This is a genomic window from Streptomyces scabiei 87.22, assembly GCF_000091305.1.
Classification (GTDB): Bacteria; Actinomycetota; Actinomycetes; order Streptomycetales; family Streptomycetaceae; genus Streptomyces; species Streptomyces scabiei.
The window spans coordinates 7,355,550-7,378,551 of the sequence record NC_013929.1; the positions used below are offsets into that span (position 1 = coordinate 7,355,550).

Here is a 23,002-nt window from a genome sequence, read left to right on the forward strand (position 1 = left end):
GTAATCGTCAGAGCGACATTATGGGGTGTGGGGCGCCCCACGTTCGGTGCGCCCCCGTGCCTCGCGCTCCGGCGCGGTGTGCTCCGCGCTCCGGCGCCTCCGTGCCTCCGCGCTCCGGAGCTACCGCGTGCCCGTGCACCGGCGCTCCCACGCCCCCCGCGCGCCGGGCGTGCGCTAGCGCGGCGCGGCCCCTCGCTCCTTCAGCATCCCCGTCATCAACGAGATCTCGGACTCCTGGGCGTTGACCATGCCCTGTGCGAGCTTCTTCTCGACGCCGACCGTGCACTTGGAGACACAGCCCTGCGCCATGTGCACGCCACCCTTGTGGTGGTCGGTCATCAGCTGGAGGTAGAAGATCTCGGCCTTCTTGCCGTTCAGCTTGCCGAGCTTCTCCATCTCCGCGTTCGTGGCCATCCCGGGCATCAGCGCGCCGTCCTCGCCGGAGGCCATGCCGGCCATGCCCATCCAGGCCATCGGCTTGTCCGACGACACCTTCGGCAGGCCCCACAGATCGAGCCAGCCGATCATCATGCCGCGCTGGTTGGCCTGCGTCTGCGCGATGTCGTACGCGAGCCGCCTGACCTCCTCGTCGTCCGTCCGGTCGCGCACGATGTACGACATCTCGACGGCCTGCTGGTGATGGACGGCCATGTCCCGGGCGAACCCCGCGTCCGCGGAGCCGGCCGCGGGGGCCGCGAGCCCGGAATCGTCGCCGTCGGCGACCGCGTAGGTGATCGCTCCGGCCGCGACGAGCACCGCCGCGGCCCCGGAGGCGATCCAACCGATGTGTTTCATGCTTCCCACTGTCCCAGGCCGCTGCCGCTAGGAGATGCCGTTGGTGCAGGCGGCACCCGGCTCGGGCGTCTGCTTGCCCTGGACGTAGGACTCGAAGAACTTGGCGACGTCCGGGTCCTTCGCGCCGGTCACCGTGCGCTGGTGGCCCCACGCGCTGAGCATGATCGGGTCCTTCTGGTCCTCGACCGGGCTCATCAGCGTGTACGGCGTCTTCTTCACCTTCTCGGCGAGCGCCTTCACATCGGCCTCGGAAGCCTTGCTGCTGTACGTCACCCAGACCGCGCCGTGCTCCAGCGAGTGCACGGCGTTCTCGTTCTTGATCGCCTTGTCGTAGACGTCGCCGTTGCAGTTCTGCCAGACCGGGTTGTGGTCGCCGCCCACCGGGGGCTCCATCGGGTACTTCACGCTCTTGGTGACGTGGTTCTGGGTGAGCTTGGTGCTCCAGGTCTTGACGCCGTCGGACCCGGTCTTCCACTTGCCCGTCGACTTGGAGTCGCTCGCCACGCTGTCGCCGTCGTCGGACTGCGAGCGGATCAGGACGGTCCCGCCCACCACGAGGCCGGCGACCACCAGCACGCTGGCGCCGATCGTGAGGATCCGGTTCCGGCGCTCACGGGAGTGCTCGGCGCGGCGCATCGCCTCGATGCGTGCCTTGCGGTCCCCGCTGCTGTTGGTCTTGGCGGCCATGGGGTGTGTCCTTAGTGGGGGATGGGTCGGATGGGACGGTCGGATCAGCTGATCGTAATTTGATCGGCTCCCTCTCGTAAACGAGGGATCCCGCCTCCGCCGCCGCTCCGTCGGCCCCGCGGCCCGCCCACGGAGCGATACGAGCGTTACGGATGTCGGCCCGAGCAGGCAAGATGGGCGGCAGAGCGGTTGAACGGCACCGAGAGCGGTACACCCGCACAGCGGGAGGTACACCTGCCGTATGCCGGGCGTTCGGCCGGAGGTCGGTCAGTCGATCAAGGTGCGCAACGCGTACGAAATGGTGTTGTGGTGGGATGCTCAGGTGCCCGACCGCCTCCCGTCGCTCGGGAGCAAGGCGGCCTGACCAGCAAGGAATGGGTGGAAGCGGAAGATGGACAAGCAGCAGGAGTTCGTGCTCCGTACGTTGGAGGAGCGCGACATCCGTTTCGTACGCCTGTGGTTCACGGACGTGCTGGGCTTCCTGAAGTCCGTCGCCGTGGCCCCCGCCGAGCTGGAACAGGCGTTTGACGAAGGCATCGGTTTCGACGGCTCGGCCATCGAGGGCTTCGCCCGGGTGTACGAGTCCGACATGATCGCCAAGCCGGACCCGTCGACCTTCCAGGTCCTGCCGTGGCGCGCGGAGGCCCCCGGCACCGCCCGGATGTTCTGCGACATCCTCATGCCCGACGGCTCCCCGTCCTTCGCCGATCCGCGCTACGTCCTCAAGCGCGCCCTGGCGAAGACCTCCGACCTGGGCTTCACCTTCTACACCCACCCCGAGATCGAGTTCTTCCTCCTGAAGGACAAGCCGACGGACGGCTCCCGCCCGACCCCGGCCGACAACTCGGGCTACTTCGACCACACCCCGCAGAACGTCGGCATGGACTTCCGCCGCCAGGCGATCACCATGCTGGAGTCCATGGGCATCTCGGTCGAGTTCTCCCACCACGAGGGCGCCCCCGGCCAGCAGGAGATCGACCTGCGCTACGCCGACGCGCTCTCCACCGCCGACAACATCATGACGTTCCGCCTGGTCATGAAGCAGGTGGCGCTGGAGCAGGGCGTCCAGGCGACGTTCATGCCGAAGCCGTTCTCCGAGCACCCCGGCTCCGGCATGCACACGCACCTCTCCCTCTTCGAGGGCGACCGCAACGCGTTCTACGAGTCGGGCGCGGAGTACCAGCTCTCCAAGGTGGGCCGCTCCTTCATCGCGGGCCTGCTCAAGCACGCGGCCGAGATCGCCGCCGTGACCAACCAGTGGGTCAACTCCTACAAGCGCATCTGGGGCGGCTCCGAGCGCACCGCGGGCGCCGGCGGCGAGGCCCCCTCGTACATCTGCTGGGGCCACAACAACCGCTCCGCCCTGGTCCGCGTCCCCATGTACAAGCCCGGCAAGACCGGCTCGGCCCGGGTCGAGGTCCGCTCCCTGGACTCCGGCGCGAACCCCTACCTGGCGTACGCGATGCTCCTGGCCGCCGGCCTCAAGGGCATCGAGGAGGGCTACGAGCTGCCGCCGGGCGCCGAGGACGACGTCTGGGCCCTCTCGGACGCCGAGCGCCGCGCGATGGGCATCGAGCCGCTCCCTCAGAACCTGGGCGAGGCCCTGTCCCTCATGGAGCGCAGCGACCTGGTCGCCGAGACCCTGGGCGAACACGTCTTCGACTTCTTCCTGCGCAACAAGCGCCAGGAGTGGGAGGAGTACCGCTCCGAGGTGACCGCCTTCGAGCTACGGAAGAACCTGCCGGTGCTGTAGGCGCAGGTCGGAGCGAGTTTCCCGCAGATACGGCGCGTGGGGCCGACGGTCGCGAACCGTCGGCCCCACGGCATGTCGCCCGCCGGACCGCGGGCGTGCGCGCGCCGTCGCTAGCGCTGCTCCGCCAGGTCCGTCAGGACCCGGTGCAGGGGTTCCGTGGCCCGGCGGCGGTACTCCTGGATCGCCCACCCGTTGCCGTCCGGGTCCGTGAAGTACATGAAGGTGGCGCCGTCGTCCGGGGCGTACTGGACGGGGTCCGAGACGTCCAGGCCGCGTTCGCGGAGTTCGGCGTGGGCCGCCTTGATGTCGGCGACGCACAGCTGGAGGCCCTGGTACGCGCCGGGAGCCGGCTTCGTCCCCTGGGCCATGTCCCAGATGGCGTCGCCGAGGGCGATGGAACAGCCGGAGCCCGGGGGAGTCAGCTGCACGATCCGCATGCCCGGCATGACCTCCTGGTCGATGTCGACGTGGAAGCCGACCTTGTCCCGGTAGAAGTCCCGGGCCCGGTCGATGTCGCTGACGGGCAGCGGAATCACTTCGAGCGTGTACTGCATCCCTGGTCCTCCAAGTCGCCGTTGACGAGAGTGCCTGTGCGAGGGCGCGTAACCGTTCTCACGGTTCCTCAGCCGAACCGCCACCGCGTCTGGCTGAACGGCTCCCCCTTACCGAAGCCGAAAACGGTGCCGGGCGCCACCGAGAAGACAAAGGCGTGTCCCGCGCCATGGTGAAAACACCCGTCCCGTACGTCGAAGTGCCAGAAACTGCCGTACTTGGCCTCCCACCCGGCCGCCAGCTCCCGCAGCCGGGAGTCGTCGCTCACGCGTACGGCCTCGCCCTCCACGACCAGGTCGTACCCGTCGTCCCAGGTGTTCGTGCCGGTCGTCAGCACGACGTGCGGGTTCTGCGCGAGGTTCCTCGCCTTCCGCTCCTCCGGGCCGGTGCAGAAGTGCAGCGCCCCCTGTGACCACACGGTCGGCAACGGCGTCACGTGCGGCCGCCCGTCCGGCCGTACCGTCGAGATCCAGAACATCCCGGAGGCGGACAGCAGCGCCTCGGCCTCCGGCCAGGGGAGCGCGGTGGCGGTGGGATCGCTGTAGCGGGGGTCGAGCCGGGTCTGCGGGGTGCCGATGTCGGACATGGGATCGCTTCCTGTCTCCTGCCATCTGTCACCTGATGCCTGTCAGGTGCTGTCACAGGGGCAGACTCCGCGGGGCCCGGAAACTCATCCCCGCCCCTTCCGGCGTGGAGCGCGGACCGGTGGTCAGCCCGCCTCCGGGGTGCCGAGGAAGCGGACCGGCACGGTCGCGGCCACCGGGATCGCGAGGGCGTAGCCGGCGAGGAGGCCGATGTCCGGGTCGGCCGTGGCGGGCAGGGCCCCGTTCACGGCAGCGGCCGCCAGCAGCGACACCGTCGCCAGCGTCAGGAAGGCGGCCGCCAGGGCCCGCCCGCGCGGCGGTCGCGCGTCCCGGTACAGCTCCGCCGAGGGCTCCCACGCGGGAATGCTCAGCGTCAGCACGAGCAGACCGGGGTCGGGCAGCCACCCGAACGGCCACCCCGCCAGGGCGATGAGGCCGGCGCCGCCGCCGACCAGCTCCAGCAGCACGGTGGACGCCACCGCCTGTGACGACACCGCAGACCGCCACGACCGGGCCCGTGCCGCGCCCCCGCCGTCCCCGCCACCCTCGACGTCCATTTCGTCCCCCCCCCGTCGGCAGGTTAGCGGCGAACGCGGCGCATGCGGCCCCCCCCGTGACGACGGAAACCGGCACGGACACCGGCCGCGGTCCGCGAAGTCCCTGGTCGCCGACGAGCGGGCACCGGAGCCGGCCGACGGCCGACCGGCGCTTCCGTGCGCCACTCCGGTTAGGCTCATGCCCGTACGACCTTGATCGATGAAGTCGGGTGATCGGGTGAGCGGATGAGCGGGCTTGATCCGACGGGAGGCCGGGGATGACGGCGCCGGGGCGCAGGAGCAGCACGTTCACGCGACTGCTGCGGCACGGGTTCACCGATCCGAGCGCCGCCGAGCGGCTGCTGGAGAGCGAGGAACTGACCGCCGTACGCAACGACCCGGTGCTGCTGGACGCGCTGGGGGCGACCGCCGACCCGAACCTCGCGCTGCTGGGCCTCGTCCGGCTGCTGGAGGCGCAGCCGGACCGTACGGCGCGGCAGGCGGTGCTGGACACCCTGATAGCGGCCAAGCCGCTGCGGGACCGGCTGCTGGGGGTGCTCGGCGCGTCCGCCGCGCTCGGCGACCATCTGGCCCGGCACGCGCAGGACTGGCAGGCGCTCGTGACGTACGAGGCGCAGGATCTGCATCCGGGTGTCGCGGAGTTCGAACAGGGGCTCGCCGAGGCCACCGACCCGGTCTCGCTGCGGGTGGCCTACCGCCGCTGTCTGCTCTCCATCGCCGCCCGTGACGTCTGCGGCACGACGGACCTCGCCCAGACCGCCGCCGAACTCGCCGACCTCGCCACCGCCACCCTGCGCGCCGCCCTCGGGATCGCGCGCGCCGCCGCGCCGGAGGACGCGGCGCTGTGCCGGCTCGCGGTGATCGCGATGGGCAAGTGCGGCGGCCACGAACTGAACTACGTCTCCGACGTCGACGTCATCTTCGTGGGCGAGACCGCGGACGGCGCCGACGAGCAGCAGGCGGTCCGTGCCGCCACCCGCCTCGCCTCGCACATGATGCGGATCTGCTCGGAGACGACCGTCGAGGGCAGCATCTGGCCCGTCGACGCCAATCTCCGGCCCGAGGGCCGCAACGGGCCGCTCGTCCGCACGCTGAGCAGCCATCTCGCGTACTACCAACGCTGGGCGAAGACCTGGGAGTTCCAGGCGCTGCTCAAGGCCCGGCCGGTCGCGGGGGACCTGGAACTGGGCGAGGAGTACGTCAGCGCGCTCCAGCCGCTGGTCTGGCAGGCCGCCGAGCGGGACAACTTCGTCGCCGACGTGCAGCGCATGCGCCGCCGGGTCGTCGAGAACATCCCGGCCGCCGAGGTCGACCGGCAGCTCAAACTCGGGCCGGGGGGTCTGCGGGACGTCGAGTTCGCCGTCCAGCTGCTCCAGCTCGTGCACGGGCGGGGCGACACCTCGCTGCGCAGCGGGACCACGCTCGACGCGCTGGGGGCGCTGGCGACCGGCGGCTATGTGGGACGGGCCGACGCGGCCCAGCTCGACGACGCCTACCGCTTCCTGCGGTCCATGGAACACCGCATCCAGCTCTACCGGCTGCGCCGTACCCATCTCGTCCCCGAGGACGAGGAGGACCTGCGGCGCATCGGCCGTTCGCTCGGCCTGCGCACCGATCCGGTCGTGGAGCTGAACCGGGAGTGGCGGCGCCACGCGGCCGTCGTCCGCCGGCTGCACGAGAAGCTCTTCTACCGTCCGCTCCTCGACGCCGTCGCCCAACTCGCCCCCGGCGAGACCCGGTTGAGCGCCGACGCGGCACGCGAGCGGCTGGTCGCCCTCGGGTACGCGGACCCGGCGGCCGCCCTGCGCCATCTGGAGGCCCTGGCCTCCGGCGTCTCCCGCAAGGCGGCCATCCAGCGCACGCTGCTGCCGGTCCTGCTGGGCTGGTTCGCCGACTCCGCCGACCCGGACGCCGGGCTCCTCAACTTCCGCAAGGTCTCGGACGCGCTCGGCAAGACGCCCTGGTATCTGCGGCTGCTGCGCGACGAGGGGGCGGCCGCCGAGAACCTGGCCCGGGTGCTCTCCGCCGGCCGTCTCGCCCCCGACCTGCTGATGCGCGCCCCCGAGGCCGTCTCCCTGCTCGGCGACGGGGACGGGGCCGCGGGTGGCGCCGGCGGGCTCGAACCCCGTACGCGCGCCCACCTGGAGCAGGAGATCCTCGCCGCCGTGAACCGCGCCGACGGCGCCCAGCAGGCGGTCACGGCCGCGCGCGGGGTCCGCCGCCGCGAACTCTTCCGTACGGCGGCCAGGGACATCGTCGCCTCCTACGGCACCGAGGAGACCCCGGCCACCGCCGACCAGGGCGCCCTGGTGGACCTCGTCGGAGGCGCGGTCTCCGACCTCAACGCCGCCACCCTGGCGGGCACCCTGCGGGCCGTGGTCCGCGACCGCTGGGGCGACACCCTCCCCACCCGCTTCGCCGTCATCGGCATGGGCCGGTTCGGCGGCCATGAACTGGGCTACGGCTCCGACGCCGACGTCCTGTTCGTCCACGAGCCGCGCGAGGGCGTCGACGAGCAGGAGGCGGCCCGCGCCGCGAACGCGGTCGTCGCCGAGATGCGGCGTCTGCTCCAGATCCCCAGCGCCGACCCGCCCCTCCTCATCGACGCGGACCTCCGGCCCGAGGGCAAGTCCGGCCCCGTCGTACGGACGTTGAAGTCGTACGAGGCGTACTACCGCCGCTGGTCGCTGGTCTGGGAGTCGCAGGCCCTGCTGCGCGCCGAACCCGTGACCGGTGACGAGGAGTTGGGCCGCCGTTTCGTCGAACTCGTCGATCCGCTGCGCTATCCGGCGGCCGGACTCGGCGACGACGCGGTGCGCGAGATCCGGCGTCTGAAGGCCCGGATGGAGTCGGAGCGGCTGCCGCGCGGCGCCGATCCGACCCTGCACACCAAGCTCGGCCGCGGCGGTCTGTCCGACGTGGAGTGGACCGTCCAGCTCCTCCAGCTCCGGCACGCACGCGGCGAGCCGGCCCTGCGCACGACCCGCACCCGCGACGCCCTGGCCGCCGCGCTCGCGGCCGGCCTGGTGAGCGCCGAGGACGCGGCGACCCTGGACGAGGCATGGGTGCTGGCCACCCGCGTCCGCAACGCCGTCATGCTCGTCCGGGGCCGGGCGGGCGACACCTTCCCCTCCGACGGCCGCGAACTCGGCGCCGTGGGCCGCTACCTGGGCTACGGCCCCGGCCACGTGGGCGACATGCTCGACGACTACCGCCGGATCACCCGACGCGCTCGGGGCGTGGTGGAGGAGCTGTTCTACGGGGGATGACCCTTCGGCGGGCCGGGCGAGGGGAGTCGGTGGGTGTGGTGGGGTGCGGGTCCGGTGGGAACTGCGCGATAAGCCCCACCGGACCCGCACCCCACCACGCACCCCTCAGCCCCGCACCGCCTCGTCGGCGGGGATCGGCGTCCGCCCGAGCCACGTACGGCCCGGCTCCCGCCGCACCCGCGTCAGCGCCACCCCCACCAGCACGACCCCCATCCCCACGACCACCCGCACCCCGACCCGCTCGTCGAGGAACAGCGCGCCCAGCGTGACCGACACCACAGGCAGCAGATAGCCGACCGTGGCCGCGCTCGTGGCGCCCTCGTCCTCGATCAGGCGGTAGTTGAGATAGAAGGTCGCGCCCGTGCCGAAGACACCCAGGACGACGACCGCGACCACGGCGGTCGCGTCCACCCCCGCCGTACCCGGACCGCCCGCGGGCAGGGCCAGGGCGGCCCACCCCGTCGCGGCGAGGAGCTGCGCGGCGGACACCGCCAGCGGGGCGTCGCGGCCCGTCAGACGGCGGCCCATGTACGCGAAGGCCACCGCGTAGCTGAGGGCCGCCCCGAGCAGGGCGAGCGCGCCCTGGGACATCAGCCCCGCACGCTGCCAGGGCGCGAAGATCAGCAGGACTCCCGTGAAGCCGAGCAGCAGTCCGCTGAGGCGGGCGGGGGAGAGGGGTCGGTCGGTGCCGAGGAGGAGACCGAGCAGCAGCGCCCACAGCGGGGTCGTCGCGTTCAGGACACCCGCCGTGCCCGAGTCGACGCTCTGCTCGCCGATGCCGAACAGGGCGAACGGCAGGGCGTTGCAGAAGAAGGCCGCCACCGCCAGGTGCCCCCAGGTCCGCCGGTCACGGGGGAGGCGCTGACGCGTGACGAGGGCGAGGACGAGCAGGACCCCCGCGCCCAGCGCACAGCGCACCACGGTGATCGCCAGCGGGGACAGCCCGTGGTCGAGGGCGAGTTTGATCCAGAGGAAGCCGGAACCCCAGAGCAGGGCGAGCAAGGCCGTGCGGAGTGTGGACGCGAGAGGCATGCGCCCACCATCGAACGGCGGACACGTAAGGACAAGCGAAGAATGACGCACATACCTTTAAGCTGGTCTACATGCTTGATGTGCGTCGGATGCAGGTGCTCAGGACCGTGGTGACCAGCGGCTCGGTGACGGCCGCCGCGACCGCCCTCGGGTACACCCCCTCCGCGATCAGCCAGCAGGTGGCGGCCCTGGAGAAGGAGGCCGGGACCGCGCTGCTGGAGCGGGTCGGACGCGGCGTGCGGCCCACGGCGGCCGGGCTGCTGCTCACCGGGTACGCCGACACGATCGGCCGGCAGGTCGCGGAGGCGGAGACCGCGCTGGCCGACCTGCGGGCGGGGCGCACGGGACGGCTGGCCGTGCGGTACTTCGCCACCGCCGGCGCCGCCCTGGTCGCCCCCGCCGTCGCCCGGCTGCGCGCCGAGCACCCCGGCGTCCGGATCGAGCTGCGGCTCATCGACCCCGACGACCCGCTCCCGGCCGTCAAGGAGGGCGCGGCCGACCTCGCCCTCGTCGTACGGCCGCGCGGCGCCGCCCCCGACGGCGTACGGCTGCTGCACCTGCTCGACGACACCTACTTCGCCGTCCTGCCCGCCGCGCACCCCCTCGCCGGCCGGGCCGGCCTGGCGCTGTCCGACCTCGCCGACGAACCGTGGGTCGGCAGCGAGTGGCCGGGGTCGTGTCTGGACGCGCAGCTGGAGGCGTGCGCCGAGGCCGGTTTCCGGCCCCGGTTCGCCGTCGAGAGCGAGGACTACACGACCGCGCAGGGTTTCGTCGCCGCCGGACTGGGCGTCGGCCTGGTCCCCGGCCTCGGTCTCGGCACCACCCACCCGGGCGTCGTCGTCCGCCGCCTCACCGGCCCGGAACCCCGGCGCTCCCTCCACGTGGCCGTACGCGAGACGGCTCCGCCGCAGCGGGCCCTGACCACGTTCGTGAGGGCGCTGCGGGAGGCCGCCGACGCCCTGGGCCCGCGCGGCACGGCACCCGGCGCTACGCCTTGAGCGGGGCGGGGTCCCTCTCCCCGGCCTCCGCCGCGACCCGGCGCGGCAGCGCGTACGGCAGCGACCCGTACCAGACGCGGGCCACCGCGTAGCCGAAGGCGAGGCACAGCATGCCGCCGACCGCGTCCAGCCAGAAGTGGTTGGCGGTGGCGACGATCACGACGAGCGTCAGCGTGGGGTAGAGCAGGCCCAGCACCCGCACCCACGGCACCGACGCCAGCGCGAAGATCGTCAGCCCGCACCACAGCGACCAGCCGATGTGCATCGACGGCATCGCGGCGTACTGGTTCGACATGTTCTTCAGGTCGCCCGAGGCCATCGAACCCCAGGTCTGGTGGACGACGACCGTGTCGATGAAGTGCTCGCCGGTCATCAGCCGGGGCGGGGCCAGCGGGTAGAAGTAGTAGCCGACCAGGGCCACGGCGGTGGTGGCGAACAGGACCAGACGGGTCGCCGCGTAGCGGCCCGGATGACTACGGTAGATCCACGTGAGGACACCGAGCGTGACGACGAAGTGCAGGGTCGCGTAGTAGTAGTTCATGCCGACGATCAGCCATGTCACCGAGTTCACGGAGTGGTTGATCGTCTCCTCGACCGCGATCCCGAGGTGGTTCTCCACCTTCCAGATCCAGTCGGCGTTCGCGAGGGCCTGCGCCTTCTGCTCGGGGACCGCGTTGCGGATCAGTGAGTACGTCCAGTAACTCACGGCGATCAGCAGGATCTCGAACCACAGACGCGGGCGGCGCGGAGCCCTCAGCCGGTGCAGGAACCCCCGCTCCGGCGCGTCCGTGACGGACCGCGGAGCGGCCTGCTCCCGGCCTTCCTCCAGTGTCGTCACGGTCGCCTCACCCATGGGCACAGAGTCTGCCAGATAAGCGGTACCCCACCGATCATCCTCTGGTCGGGTTCATCACGCACGTTCGTCGGGGTACTGCGGAGATACCTGTCCTCCGTACGTATGGCGCCCACCCCCGTCTTCTCCGTCCTAGGGACGACTCCGGTCCCCAGGGGCCGAAGCGGTCGATCCCCGCACCACCAGTTCCGGCATGAACACGAACTCACTGTGCGGTGCCGGGGTCCCGCCGATCTCCTCCAGCAACGTGCGCACCGCCGCCTGCCCCATCGCCGGGACCGGCTTGCGGACGGTCGTCAGCGGGGGATCGGTGAAGGCGATCAGGGGGGAGTCGTCGAAGCCGACGACCGAGACGTCCTGCGGCACCTGGAGGCCGCGCTGCCGGGCCGCTCGGATCGCGCCGAGCGCCATCATGTCGCTCGCGCACACCACCGCCGTGCAGCCCCGGTCGATGAGCGCGAGGGCCGCGGCCTGGCCGCCCTCCAGGGTGTACAGGGAGTGCTGGACCAGCTCCGTCTCGACCGCCGCGGCCGCCAGCCCCAGCTGGTCCTGCATCGTGCGGACGAAACCCTCGATCTTGCGCTGCACCGGCACGAAACGCTTCGGCCCGAGGGCCAGCCCTATCCGGGTGTGCCCCAGCGACACCAGATGCGTCACCGCGAGGGACATGGCCGCCCGGTCGTCCGGCGAGATGAAGGGGGCCTGCACCTTCGGCGAGAAACCGTCCACGAGGACGAACGGCACGCCCTGGGCCCGCAGTTGCTCGTAGCGCTGCATGTCGGCCGAGGTGTCCGCGTGCAGACCGGAGACGAAGATGATGCCGGCGACCCCGCGGTCGACGAGCATCTCGGTCAGCTCGTCCTCGGTCGAGCCGCCGGGGGTCTGGGTGGCGAGGACGGGGGTGTAGCCCTGCCGGGTCAGCGCCTGGCCGATGACCTGGGCCAGGGCCGGGAATATGGGGTTCTCCAGCTCCGGGGTGATGAGGCCCACCAGCCCCGCGCTGCGCTGGCGCAGCCGGACCGGCCGCTCGTAGCCCAGCACGTCGAGGGCGGCGAGAACGGACTGGCGAGTGGTCGCGGCGACGCCCGGCTTCCCGTTCAGGACGCGGCTGACAGTCGCCTCACTGACCCCCGCCTGGGCTGCGATGTCGGCAAGCCGTGTGGTCACAGCAGGGGACTGTACCGGCCGGGCCTGCGCTTGCCCACCGGCCCGGCGTCGGGTGCGGGCGGGGGTGCGGCCCGCCGCGGGCTGCTGCGTCATCGCGGTCCCTCGTGATTCTGGTCGGTGTCCGTGGGGGCGCCCTCGCGCGGGAGCGGGGTGGCTGCCGCCGCCCACGGCCCGCGCGCGCAGGGCGCTGACGAAAGTGATGATTGCCCTTGCGCGCGTGTCGTGGCAAGAGCTTGCAGAGTCTTTCATGGCCGCCCCGGACTCCGCTGATCGGCCCGGATGCAGGGTTTCGTGGGGATCAGCGGCAGGTCACGACGGGGTAACCGTCACCGGTTCTTGCATTTTTTTGCAGCAAGGTCTTTCGTCCGGCTTACATCGCTGTTACGTTCGGCCACGCCCGGCGGCGGCAACGGCGCGCCGGCACTCGGCGGGGACGGCAGACGGGGCCCTCCCTCCCGGCACACGGGCTTTCACCCTCAAGGAGATCTCATGCGGCGTGGCATAGCGGCCACCGCGCTGGCGGCGTCGATCGCCCTCACGGCGACGGCCTGCGGCGGAAGCGACAGCGGCGACTCGGCCGGCGGTCCGGTCACCCTCACCTGGTGGGACACGTCCAACGCCACGAACGAGGCGCCGACGTACAAGGCCCTCGTCAAGGAGTTCGAGGCCGCCCACAAGGACATCAAGGTCAAGTACGTCAACGTGCCCTTCGACCAGGCGCAGAACAAGTTCGACACCGCCGCCGGTGCCACCGGCGCCCCGGACATCCTGCGCTCCGAGGTCGGCTGGACCCCCGCCTTCGCCAAGAAGGGCTTCTTCCTGCCCCTGGACGGCACCGAGGCCCTCAAGGACCAGGACAAGTTCCAGCCCAGCCTGATCAAGCAGGCCCAGTACGACGGCAAGACCTACGGCGTCCCGTTCGTCACCGACACCCTCGCGCTGGTCTACAACAAGCAGCTCTTCGAGAAGGCCGGCCTCACCGAGGCCCCCCGGACCTGGGACGACCTGAAGAAGGCCGCCGCCACGATCAAGGGCAAGACGGGCGTCGACGGCTACTGGGGCTCCACCCAGGCGTACTACGCCCAGTCCTTCCTCTACGGCGACGGCACCGACACCGTCGACGTCCCCGCCAAGAAGATCACCGTCAACTCCCCCGAGGCCAAGAAGGCGTACGGCACCTGGCTCGGCCTCTTCGACGGCAAGGGCCTGCACAAGGCGGACACCACCGCCGACGCCTACGCCCACATCCAGGACGCCTTCGTCAACGGCAAGGTCGCCTCGATCGTCCAGGGCCCGTGGGAGATCACCAACTTCTACAAGGGTTCGGCGTTCAAGGACAAGGCCAACCTCGGCATCGCCACCGTCCCGGCCGGCACCAGCGGCAAGGCGGGCGCCCCCACCGGCGGCCACAACCTCTCCGTGTACGCCGGCTCCGACAAGGCGCACCAGGAGGCGTCGCTGAAGTTCATCGAGTTCATGACCTCGGCGAAGTCCCAGGAGACCATCGCCCTGAAGAACTCCACGCTGCCCACGCGCGACGACGCCTACACCGCCGAGGTGAAGGCCGACCCCGGCATCGCCGGCTACCAGACGGTGCTTGCCGCCGCCCGGCCGCGCCCCGAGCTGCCCGAGTACAGCTCCCTGTGGGGCCCGCTCGACACCGAGCTGCTCGCGATCGCCGGCGGCAAGGAGTCCCTCGACAAGGGCCTCGGCAACGCGGAGACCGCGATCGCCAAGCTGGTCCCGGACTACAGCAAGTGACCCCGTGTGACCGCCGCGTCCGACTCGTTCCCCGGGGGACGGACGCGGCGGTCACCGGCCCGTACCTCCCCGCCGTCTCCCCGCTCTCTCCGTGATCTTCCAGAAGGTGTCGAACGATGACAGTCGCCATCGACCGCGCGACCGGCAAGCGCCGAGGTGAACCGGGCGGGCGCCCCGGCCGGCTGACGCGTCTGAGGCAGTCGTACCAGCGGTACTGGTACGCGTACGCGATGATCGCCCCGGTGGTCGTCGTGCTCGGCGTCCTGGTGCTGTACCCGCTGGTCCGCGGGTTCTACCTCACCCTCACCAACGCCAACAGCCTCAACTCGGCGCGCACGATCGGCGCCAACCACATCGAGGCCACCTACGAGTTCATCGGCCTCGACAACTACGCCGACATCCTGTGGGGCCCGACGTCGTACGACCGTTTCTGGTCGCACTTCGTCTGGACGATCGTCTGGACGGCCCTCTGCGTCGCCCTGCACTACGTCATCGGACTCGGCCTCGCGCTGCTGCTCGACCAGAAGCTGCGCGGCCGCACCTTCTACCGGCTGATCCTGGTCCTGCCGTGGGCCGTCCCCACCTTCGTCACCGTGTTCGGCTGGCGGTTCATGCTCGCCGACGGCGGTGTCATCAACGCCGGCCTCGAAGCACTGCACCTGCCGGCGCCGCTGTGGCTGGAGGACACCTTCTGGCAGCGGTTCGCCGCGATCATGGTCAACACCTGGTGCGGTGTGCCGTTCATGATGGTCTCGCTGCTCGGCGGACTGCAGTCCATCGACTCGACCCTGTACGAGGCCGCCGAGATGGACGGCGCGAGCGCCTGGCAGCGCTTCCGCCATGTCACCCTGCCGGGCCTGCGCTCCGTCAGCTCCACCGTCGTCCTCCTCGGCGTCATCTGGACGTTCAACCAGTTCGCCGTCATCTTCCTGCTGTTCGGCGACACCGCGCCCGAGGCACAGATCCTCGTGACCTGGGCCTACTACCTCGGCTTCGGGCAGCAGCCGCGTGACTTCGCGCAGTCGGCGGCCTACGGCATCCTGCTGCTGGCCATCCTGATCGTCTTCACCTCCGTCTACCGCCGCTGGCTGAACCGCGATGAGCAGCAGCTCGCGATCTGAGGCAGGAGCCCCCATGAGCACCACGACCGTCACCACCGAGGCTCACGCGGACTCCCCGTCGGCGCGGGCCGCCGGGAACGCGCCCGCGCGCCGCACCCGCCGCCGCGGTGAGAACAGCCCCGCCGGCGCCCTCGCCTCCCACACGATCCTCGTCCTGGCGAGCCTGGCCGCGCTGTTCCCGATCGCCTGGCTGGTCTTCCTGTCCCTCGGCCCGGACAAGGACGATTACCTGCATCCCGGGCGCATCTTCGGCAAAATGACGTTCGCCAACTATTCGTACGTGCTCCAGGAGACACCGTTCTTCGACTGGCTCGTCAGCACCCTCGTCGTCTCGCTCGGCACCACCGTCATCGGGGTGCTGATCGCGGCGACCACGGGCTATGCCGTCTCCCGCATGCGCTTCCCGGGCTACCGGAAGTTCATGTGGGTACTCCTGGTCACGCAGATGTTCCCGGTGGCCGTGCTGATGGTGCCGATGTACGAGATCCTCTCCGAACTGAAGCTCATCGACAGCTACCTCGGCCTCGTTCTCGTCTACTGCTCGACCGCCGTGCCGTACTGCGCCTGGCTGCTCAAGGGCTACTTCGACACGATCCCGTTCGAGATCGACGAGGCCGGACGCGTCGACGGGCTGAGCCCCTTCGGCACGTTCGCGCGGCTGATCCTGCCGCTCGCCAAGCCGGGCCTCGCGGTCGCCGCCTTCTACAGCTTCATCACGGCGTTCGGGGAGGTCGCCTTCGCCTCGACGTTCATGCTGTCCGACACGAAGTACACCTTCGCCGTCGGCCTGCAGAGCTTCGTCAGCGAACACGACGCCCAGCGCAACCTGATGGCCGCCACCGCGGTCCTGGTCGCGATCCCCGTCTCCGCGTTCTTCTACCTCGTCCAGAAGAACCTGGTGACCGGCCTGACCGCGGGCGGCACGAAGGGGTGACCGCCCGGTCTCGCCGCGAGGGGCCGTCGTTCGTCTGCGGCTCTCGTCGTAGCTGGTCGCGCAGTTCCCCGCGCCCCTTCGGGGCGCGGGTGGCGGCCACGGTGTCCATCCGACCCCGCCGGCACCGTGGCCGCCTCTGTCCCCCGTCCCCACAGCTGCTTCTGATCTTCCGAACCGATGACCCCGTTACGTAGCAAGGACGCCATGAGCCAGCAGCACTCCACCGCCGACCAGGCCCCGACCTCCGACGTCGCCACCGCCCCGCGCAGCGACTGGTGGCGCGACGCGGTGATCTACCAGGTCTATCCGCGCAGCTTCGCCGACAGCAACGGTGACGGCATGGGCGACCTGGAGGGCGTACGCTCCCGGCTGCCGTACCTGCGCGACCTGGGTATCGACGCCGTGTGGCTCAGCCCCTTCTACGCCTCCCCCCAGGCCGACGCCGGCTACGACGTGGCCGACTACCGCGCGGTGGACCCGATGTTCGGGTCCCTGCTGGACGCGGACGCCCTGATCCGCGACGCCCACGACCTGGGGCTGCGCATCATCGTCGACCTGGTCCCCAACCACTCCTCCGACCAGCACGAGTGGTTCAGGCGGGCCATCGCCGAGGGGCCGGGCTCGCCGCTGCGCGACCGCTACCACTTCCGTGAGGGCAAGGGCGTCTCCGGTGAACTCCCCCCGAACGACTGGGAGTCCATCTTCGGCGGCCCGGCGTGGACCCGGGTGACGGAGCCGGACGGCACGCCGGGTGCCTGGTACCTGCACCTGTTCGCCCCGGAGCAGCCCGACTTCAACTGGGACCACCCGGCGGTCGGCGACGAGTTCCGCTCGGTGCTGCGTTTCTGGCTCGACATGGGCGTGGACGGCTTCCGTGTCGACGTGGCCCACGGCCTGGTGAAGGCCGCCGGTCTCCCCGACCTCGGCGCCCACGACCAGCTGAAACTGCTGGGCAACGATGTCATGCCGTTCTTCGACCAGGACGGCGTCCACGCGATCTACCGCGAGTGGCGCCTGGTGCTGGACGAGTACGCCGGGGAGCGCATCTTCGTGGCGGAGGCATGGACCCCCACGGTCGAACGCACCGCGAACTACGTCCGCCCGGACGAGCTCCACCAGGCGTTCAACTTCCAGTACCTGGCGACCTACTGGGACGCGGCGGAGCTGAAGACCGTCATCGACCGCACCCTGGACGCGATGCGCCCCGTGAACGCCCCCGCCACCTGGGTCCTGTCCAACCACGACGTGACCCGCCACACGACCCGCTTCGCCAACGAACCGGGCCTCGGGACGCAGATCCGGCTCGCGGGCGACCGCGCGCTGGGCCTGCGCCGGGCCCGCGCCGCCTCGCTGCTGATGCTGGCGCTCCCCGGCTCGGCCTACGTCTACCAGGGCGAGGAACTGGGTCTGCCCGACGTCGTCGACCTGCCGGACGAGGTCCGCCAGGACCCGGCGTACTTCCGGGGCGCCGGCCAGGACGGCTTCCGCGACGGCTGCCGCGTCCCCATCCCGTGGACCCGGAACGGCTCGTCGTACGGCTTCGGCGACGGCGGCTCCTGGCTCCCGCAGCCCGCCGAGTGGGGCGACCTCAGCATCGAGGCCCAGACCGGCGCGGCGGACTCGACCCTGGAGCTGTACCGCACCGCCCTGTCCGTCCGCCGGCGGGAGTCCGGTCTCGGCGCGGGCGACTCGGTGGAGTGGCTGAAGGCGCCCGAGGGCGTCCTGGCCTTCCGCCGGGGCGACTTCGTGTGTGTCGCGAACACCACGGGCGAGGCGGTCACGGTCCCCGCGTACGGCCGTGTCCTGCTCGCCACCGCCGAGGTGGCCGTGGCCGGGGACGAGGCGAAGCTGCCGGCCGACACGACGGTCTGGTGGACCACCGGCTGAACCGGCCGGACCACGGCGGCCGCGGGCGTACCCGCGGCCGGTCACCAGGGCCCGCCGCCCCGCACCCGGGGCGGCGGGCCCTGCCGCGTCCGCCGTCCGGGTGCGTCCCGTGTGCCCCTGGAGGACAGTGGAAGGAGGTGGGGGCGACGGGGCGATCGGCCAACACCGGGATGTGAGCTAGATGGTTGACGGTACAACGAGCGGTCGGGACCCGGCCGAGGAGCCCGTGGCCCGCGACGCGCACGAGCCGTCCCGTCCCCGCCGGTCCCCCCACCGGGTCCGTATCCCCGGCTTCGCCCCTGCGGACGGGGACATCGGGCTGGGCGACGCCGTCGCCCGCGCGACCGCGGCCGTGGGGATCCGGCCCTGCGGCGGCTGCGCGCGCAGGGCCGCGGCCCTGAACCGGTGGATGACCGTCGAAGGCCGGCGAGAACGCTGAAGCACCGCGCGAGGCGCGTGCACGACGCAGGATGCCCGGTGCTCGACCGCTCCGGGCCGGGAGCCCGACGAAGCGTGCGTGAGGAGTGACCCATGGACCCCGAGACCACCGACGGCGTCACCGACACGAGTCCTCCGCCGGAGACCGGGCCACGACCGGCGTCCCCGGCTCCCGCCCCGGTCCCGGTGTACGAACCGGACGACGCCCGTCCCGTGGCCGGCGAGTCCCGCGTCACGCAGGCCTGTTGCGGCTGTGCCGAGGCGGGTTCCCACCCGGGTGGGGGGACCGGTCACGGCGACACCGGCCCCGCGTACGTCTACGTCCTCGGACGCGTGCACGCCGTGTTTCCCGATCGCTCCGTCAAGGAGGAGTTCTCGCTGGTGGCGGATGCCGGCGGAAGCCGTGACGCCACCGACGCCGACACGCTGTACCGGGTCCTTTCCGCTCCGGAGAACCGCTACCTCGCCCGCCAGATGTGCTACGTCCTGTCCGTCCAGGGCGTCGACACCTACGTGGTGGAACCCGTCGAACCCGCGGGCCTGGACGGCCTGGTGGACGCCCTGCGTCCGGTACGGGACTGCCGCGACCTCGCCGTGGTCGTCGGCACGCTCGGCCCGCTCGTGCCGCCGGGCGCGTGCCAGGGACTCTCCCTCCCGGTCGTCGGCGTCGAGAAGATCTGGGCGTTCGACAGCAGGGAGCTGCTGGAGGCGATCGACCGCCCCGAGGACACGTCCCGCAAGGAGTTCCAGAGGACCGCCAGAGAGGTGCTCGACCGGGTGCTCCAGCTCAACAACAACGCCGGGCTCGACCCGACCCACCGGGCCCTCAACTACCTGACGGTGCGGGAGCAGGAGATCTACCGGAGGACCAGTGAACTGCGCGCCGAGGGCTACACCCTGTCCGAGGTGGAAGCGGTGCCCTCCCGGCTCAGTGTCGGGTCCGAGAGCGTCGTCACGGTCATCCTCTCCTACGCACACCGCCGGACCAACGTCACCGAGAAGCTGTTCGTCCGGGTCGGCGTCTCCGGGCTGTTCCCCTACCGGGTGACCCCGGTCCAGCCGTACTACGACCGCTGAGCGACGGGCCCCCGACAGCGACGACGAAGAGACGAACACGACGCACACGAGAGGGAGAAGAGGCGAACGGACATGCGTATCCCCGGATTCGCCGTCGAGCCGACGGCGGCACACGGAGCGAACGCCGGTGATCTGCTCGTTGCCCAGCAGTTCACGTGCGAGGAGGAGCTGAGGCCGGTCTGCCGCCACCAGTGCCGGAACTCCCACCACCCCGCCGCGTGCGTACGGCAGTGCCTGGCGAGGCTGTGCGACGAGGGAAAGTGGTGAACCGCGATGAGTCTGCCCGGATTCACCGGATCACCGGCCCGCGTGACGGCTGGTGACCGGGTCGTCCCCCAGCACATCACCTGCGAGGAGGAGCAGGGCCCGCCGTGCTCGACCCAGTGCGCGCATTCCTGGAATCCCGCCGCCTGCCGGCGCGAGTGCATCGAGGAGCGCTGCTCCGGCTCCTGGGAATGGTCATGACCGTCCCCGGATTCGCGCGGGACTCCGCCTCCGCCGGCCCGGGTGATCTCCTGCACCCGCAGGAGATCACCTGCGAGCGCGTCGAGGGACCGGACTGCAGGTCGCGCTGCGAAGGGTACGACGACGCCGACGCGTGCTACGCCGCCTGCCTGGCGGACCGGTGCCGGGACCCGGCGTGGTGGGGAGGTACGCCATGACCCTCCCCGGGTTCATCGCCGCGGCCCCCGTCCCGCCCGTTCCGCCCCTCCGGCGGGACGGCGGGGCCGGTGACCGGTTGTACGCCCAACTCGACACGCACTGCGCCACGTTGTGTTCCAACCTCTGTGCCGACGCGTGCCGGGACGTACCGCCCTACGAGGCGGGCGACTGCCTGAACCGCTGCGCGGAGGACTGCCTCACGGCCTGCCTCCCACTCGAGCCCGAGCCCGTGACCAGGTAGACCGGGTGGACCGGACGGACCGTCGTGCCGTCGAGCGGCCCGGAGGAGAGGGGCGTGCCATGGACCCCGTGGACCTGGTCGGCCTCCGGCCGCTCATGGCACGCACCCCGGGCAGTCGCTCGGTCGTCGTCGGGGTGATCGACGGCCGTGTCGCCCTGGACCACCCCGCGTTCGCGGGCCACGCCGTCCGGGAACTGGGCCCGGCCGCCGGTCCGGGACGGTGCGGCCGCGCCGACGTCTGCTGCGCCCACGGCACCGCCGTGGCGGGCATCCTCGCCGGCGAGGGCGGGGTCGCCCCCGGCTGCACCCTGCTGTCCCGGCCCCTCTTCACGGACCACCCCACCGACGACGGTCCCGCGACCTGTCTCTCCGGTGTGCGGACCGGGGAACTGGCCAGAGCGCTCACGGAGATCGTCGACGCGGGCGCCCACATCGTGAACCTCAGCATGGCCCAGCCCGCGCCGTCCGGTGTCCGCGACCCTGCGCTGCAGGCGGCCCTCGACCGCGCCGCCGACCGGGGGGTGATCCTGGTGGTCGCCACCGGGAACCAGGGCCGCGTGGGCTCCTCCGTCCTCACCGACCACCCGTGGGCCGTCCCGGTCATCGCGTACGACCGGGCCGGGCATCCGATGCCCCGGTCCAACCTGGCCGCGTCCATCGGCCGCCACGGAGTCGGTGCCCCCGGCGACCGGATTCCCGGGCCGGGCCCCGACGGTCACTCCTTCCTGCTGAGCGGCACGAGTGCCGCCGCGCCCTTCGTCGCCGGCGCCTTCGCCCTGCTCCGCTCGGCCTTCCCGCACGCCACCCCCGCTGCCGTGCGCTACGCCGTCACCCACGGCCCCGGCCCCCGGCGGTCGGTGACCCCGCCGCTGCTGGACGCGTGGGCCGCGTACCGGGCACTCCGTGGTCCCGGTGGCGTGCGGAGCCGGTGACACGGGGCCGTCCCGCCCCAACACCCCTCCCTGTGAAGAGATTTCGGGCATGTGAAGAAGACGTGTCCGGAGGGTTGACCGTGCGTCAAGTGGACTCGTACCTTCCTGATGGCTGAAAGTTTTCAGCCATCTTGCAGCAAGAACCGGCAAGGGATCTTGTCGCACGGGCCCCTCACGGCCTCCGCTCCCCGCCCTTCGGACCCTTCAACGGAGAAGGACCCCACACATGACCAGCAGAACCCTGTCCGGCGCGCTCGCCCTCGCGGCGGGCGCGTCGATCGCCCTCACGGCACCTGCCGGAAGCGCGTACGCGTCACCGCCCGGGACCAAGGACGTGACCGCCGTCCTGTTCGAGTGGAACTTCGCCTCCGTCGCCAGGGAGTGCACCAGCACCCTCGGACCGAACGGCTACGGATACGTGCAGGTCTCGCCGCCCGCCGAGCACATACAGGGCGCGCAGTGGTGGACGTCGTACCAGCCCGTCAGCTACCGGATCGCCGGACGGCTCGGTGACGCCACCGCCTTCAAGAACATGATCGACACGTGCCACGCGGCCGGCGTCAAGGTCGTCGTCGACACCGTCGTCAACCACATGTCGGCCGGGAGCGGCACCGGCACCGGCGGCTCGTCGTACACGAAGTACGACTACCCCGGGCTGTACTCCTCCTTCGACTTCGACGACTGCACCGCCACGATCAGCGACTACACCAACCGTGCCAACGTCCAGAACTGCGAACTCGTCACCCTCGCCGACCTGGACACCGGCGAGGAGTACGTCAGGTCGGCGATCGCCGGGTACATGAACAGCCTGCTCGGGTACGGCGTCGACGGCTTCCGGATCGACGCCGCGAAGCACATCCCCGCCGCCGACCTGGCCAACATCAAGTCGCGGCTGACCAACTCCTCCGTGTACTGGAAGCAGGAGGCCATCCACGGCTCCGGCGAGGCCGTCCAGCCGGGCGAGTACACCGGCAACGGGGACGTCCAGGAGTTCCGCTACGCCTTCGACCTCAAGCGGGTCTTCACCAACGAGAACCTCGCCTACCTGAAGAACTACGGCGAGGGCTGGGGCTACATGAACAGCTCCGTCGCCGGGGTCTTCGTCGACAACCACGACACCGAGCGCAACGGCTCCACCCTCAGCTACAAGGACAACGCCACCTACACCCTCGCCAACGTCTTCATGCTGGCGTACCCGTACGGCGCGCCCGACATCAACTCCGGCTACGAGTTCTCCTCCACCGACGCCGGGCCGCCGGACAACGGCCGCGTCGACGCCTGCTGGCAGAACGGCTGGAAGTGCCAGCACGCCTGGCCGGAGATCATGCGCATGGTCGCCTTCCGCAACGCCACCCGCGGTGAGGCCGTCACCGACTGGTGGGACAACGGGAGCGACGCGATCGCCTTCGGGCGCGGCGGCAAGGGCTTCGTGGCCATCAACCACGAGTCGAGCGGCCTCAGTCGCACCTACCGGACCTCGCTCGCGGCAGGCACCTACTGCAACGTGCAGAACAACACGACGGTCACCGTCAACGGCTCCGGCCAGTTCACCGCGACCCTCGGCGCCCACACGGCACTCGCCCTCTACGCGGGCAAGAGCAGCTGCTGACCGGCTTGTAAGTCCTTACCGTTACTTTCAAGCCTCTTGCTGAAATACTTTCGGCGGCGATACGGTCGCGCGGAGTCGGACCCACCAGAGCC

General features: G+C 71.2%; 23 protein-coding genes. 15 read left to right on the forward strand and 8 right to left on the reverse strand.

Translation table 11 applies throughout. From position 1 onward, the window contains the following. Window positions 1-174: 174 nt before the first annotated feature. Together SCAB_RS31735 and SCAB_RS31740 are read right to left on the reverse strand one after the other, a co-directional pair. A complete protein-coding gene (locus tag SCAB_RS31735; RefSeq protein WP_041669891.1) occupies window positions 175-795 on the reverse strand; it encodes a DUF305 domain-containing protein in 621 nt (206 codons plus the stop codon). 27 nt (window positions 796-822) lie between these two features. Next, the gene (locus tag SCAB_RS31740) at window positions 823-1,482 is read right to left on the reverse strand and encodes a DUF3105 domain-containing protein (RefSeq protein WP_013004203.1); all 660 of its coding nucleotides are present in this window, start codon (window positions 1,480-1,482) and stop codon (window positions 823-825) included. A 391-nt stretch (window positions 1,483-1,873) separates the two neighbouring features. On the opposite strand from SCAB_RS31740, the gene SCAB_RS31745 reads away from it, so the two are divergent. Further along, on the forward strand, window positions 1,874-3,235 hold the full coding sequence (locus tag SCAB_RS31745) for a glutamine synthetase family protein (RefSeq protein WP_005478482.1): 1,362 nt from the start codon (window positions 1,874-1,876) through the stop codon (window positions 3,233-3,235). Between the two features lie 110 nt (window positions 3,236-3,345). Here SCAB_RS31745 and SCAB_RS31750 read toward each other — a convergent pair whose 3' ends face one another. The 3 genes from SCAB_RS31750 to SCAB_RS31760 form a co-directional block, all read right to left on the reverse strand. Continuing rightward, on the reverse strand, window positions 3,346-3,789 hold the full coding sequence (locus tag SCAB_RS31750; RefSeq protein ID WP_013004205.1) for a VOC family protein: 444 nt from the start codon (window positions 3,787-3,789) through the stop codon (window positions 3,346-3,348). Window positions 3,790-3,857: 68 nt separating this feature from the next. Then, the gene (locus SCAB_RS31755) at window positions 3,858-4,373 is read right to left on the reverse strand and encodes a pyridoxamine 5'-phosphate oxidase family protein (RefSeq protein WP_013004206.1); all 516 of its coding nucleotides are present in this window, start codon (window positions 4,371-4,373) and stop codon (window positions 3,858-3,860) included. Between the two features lie 123 nt (window positions 4,374-4,496). Further along, entirely contained in the window at window positions 4,497-4,928 is a 432-nt protein-coding gene (locus SCAB_RS31760) for a hypothetical protein (RefSeq protein ID WP_013004207.1), read from the reverse strand. A 257-nt stretch (window positions 4,929-5,185) separates the two neighbouring features. Here SCAB_RS31760 and SCAB_RS31765 point away from each other — a divergent pair, with 257 nt between their 5' ends. Beyond that, window positions 5,186-8,197 (forward strand): bifunctional [glutamine synthetase] adenylyltransferase/[glutamine synthetase]-adenylyl-L-tyrosine phosphorylase, encoded by a 3,012-nt coding sequence (locus SCAB_RS31765; protein ID WP_013004208.1) that lies wholly within the window; start codon window positions 5,186-5,188, stop codon window positions 8,195-8,197. Window positions 8,198-8,302: 105 nt separating this feature from the next. Here the strand turns inward: SCAB_RS31765 and SCAB_RS31770 are convergent, their stop codons facing one another. Beyond that, window positions 8,303-9,229, reverse strand: a complete 927-nt coding sequence (locus SCAB_RS31770; protein ID WP_013004209.1) for a DMT family transporter — start codon at window positions 9,227-9,229, stop codon at window positions 8,303-8,305. A 71-nt stretch (window positions 9,230-9,300) separates the two neighbouring features. Between SCAB_RS31770 and SCAB_RS31775 the strand changes: the two genes are divergently transcribed. Then, entirely contained in the window at window positions 9,301-10,227 is a 927-nt protein-coding gene (locus SCAB_RS31775) for a LysR family transcriptional regulator (RefSeq protein ID WP_013004210.1), read from the forward strand. On the opposite strand, the gene SCAB_RS31780 is transcribed toward SCAB_RS31775, so the two are convergent. Together SCAB_RS31780 and SCAB_RS31785 are read right to left on the reverse strand one after the other, a co-directional pair. Further along, the gene (locus SCAB_RS31780) at window positions 10,217-11,080 is read right to left on the reverse strand and encodes a phosphatase PAP2 family protein (RefSeq protein ID WP_041671115.1); all 864 of its coding nucleotides are present in this window, start codon (window positions 11,078-11,080) and stop codon (window positions 10,217-10,219) included. The genes SCAB_RS31775 and SCAB_RS31780 overlap by 11 nt on opposite strands. Window positions 11,081-11,212: 132 nt before the next feature. Further along, window positions 11,213-12,247 carry a LacI family DNA-binding transcriptional regulator gene (locus SCAB_RS31785; protein ID WP_013004212.1) on the reverse strand — a complete coding sequence of 345 codons (1,035 nt, stop codon included), beginning with the start codon at window positions 12,245-12,247 and terminating at the stop codon, window positions 11,213-11,215. 489 nt (window positions 12,248-12,736) lie between these two features. On the opposite strand from SCAB_RS31785, the gene SCAB_RS31790 reads away from it, so the two are divergent. The 12 genes from SCAB_RS31790 (at window position 12,737) to SCAB_RS31840 (ending at window position 22,910) form a co-directional block, all read left to right on the forward strand. Further along, window positions 12,737-14,008, forward strand: coding sequence for an extracellular solute-binding protein (locus SCAB_RS31790; RefSeq protein ID WP_013004213.1), 1,272 nt, complete (start codon window positions 12,737-12,739; stop codon window positions 14,006-14,008). Between the two features lie 116 nt (window positions 14,009-14,124). Further along, window positions 14,125-15,129 (forward strand): carbohydrate ABC transporter permease, encoded by a 1,005-nt coding sequence (locus SCAB_RS31795; RefSeq protein WP_013004214.1) that lies wholly within the window; start codon window positions 14,125-14,127, stop codon window positions 15,127-15,129. A gap of 13 nt (window positions 15,130-15,142) precedes the next feature. Then, window positions 15,143-16,063, forward strand: a complete 921-nt coding sequence (locus SCAB_RS31800; protein ID WP_013004215.1) for a sugar ABC transporter permease — start codon at window positions 15,143-15,145, stop codon at window positions 16,061-16,063. A gap of 204 nt (window positions 16,064-16,267) precedes the next feature. Next, window positions 16,268-17,950 (forward strand): glycoside hydrolase family 13 protein, encoded by a 1,683-nt coding sequence (locus SCAB_RS31805; protein WP_013004216.1) that lies wholly within the window; start codon window positions 16,268-16,270, stop codon window positions 17,948-17,950. Window positions 17,951-18,131: 181 nt separating this feature from the next. After that, on the forward strand, window positions 18,132-18,389 hold the full coding sequence (locus SCAB_RS31810; RefSeq protein WP_013004217.1) for a hypothetical protein: 258 nt from the start codon (window positions 18,132-18,134) through the stop codon (window positions 18,387-18,389). 92 nt (window positions 18,390-18,481) lie between these two features. Further along, the gene (locus SCAB_RS31815; protein ID WP_013004218.1) at window positions 18,482-19,465 is read left to right on the forward strand and encodes a cyanobactin maturation protease PatG family protein; all 984 of its coding nucleotides are present in this window, start codon (window positions 18,482-18,484) and stop codon (window positions 19,463-19,465) included. A gap of 72 nt (window positions 19,466-19,537) precedes the next feature. After that, window positions 19,538-19,732: a hypothetical protein gene (locus SCAB_RS31820; protein ID WP_013004219.1), complete on the forward strand. Its 195-nt coding sequence runs from the start codon at window positions 19,538-19,540 to the stop codon at window positions 19,730-19,732. Window positions 19,733-19,738: 6 nt separating this feature from the next. After that, window positions 19,739-19,930 carry a hypothetical protein gene (locus tag SCAB_RS45405; protein WP_013004220.1) on the forward strand — a complete coding sequence of 64 codons (192 nt, stop codon included), beginning with the start codon at window positions 19,739-19,741 and terminating at the stop codon, window positions 19,928-19,930. Continuing rightward, the gene (locus tag SCAB_RS31825; protein ID WP_013004221.1) at window positions 19,927-20,127 is read left to right on the forward strand and encodes a hypothetical protein; all 201 of its coding nucleotides are present in this window, start codon (window positions 19,927-19,929) and stop codon (window positions 20,125-20,127) included. Before SCAB_RS45405 ends, SCAB_RS31825 begins: the two co-directional genes overlap by 4 nt. Further along, the gene (locus SCAB_RS31830; RefSeq protein WP_041669894.1) at window positions 20,124-20,369 is read left to right on the forward strand and encodes a hypothetical protein; all 246 of its coding nucleotides are present in this window, start codon (window positions 20,124-20,126) and stop codon (window positions 20,367-20,369) included. Before SCAB_RS31825 ends, SCAB_RS31830 begins: the two co-directional genes overlap by 4 nt. A gap of 59 nt (window positions 20,370-20,428) precedes the next feature. Further along, window positions 20,429-21,301, forward strand: a complete 873-nt coding sequence (locus SCAB_RS31835; protein ID WP_013004223.1) for a S8 family serine peptidase — start codon at window positions 20,429-20,431, stop codon at window positions 21,299-21,301. Window positions 21,302-21,527: 226 nt separating this feature from the next. After that, entirely contained in the window at window positions 21,528-22,910 is a 1,383-nt protein-coding gene (locus SCAB_RS31840) for an alpha-amylase (protein ID WP_013004224.1), read from the forward strand. Window positions 22,911-23,002 lie beyond the last annotated feature (92 nt).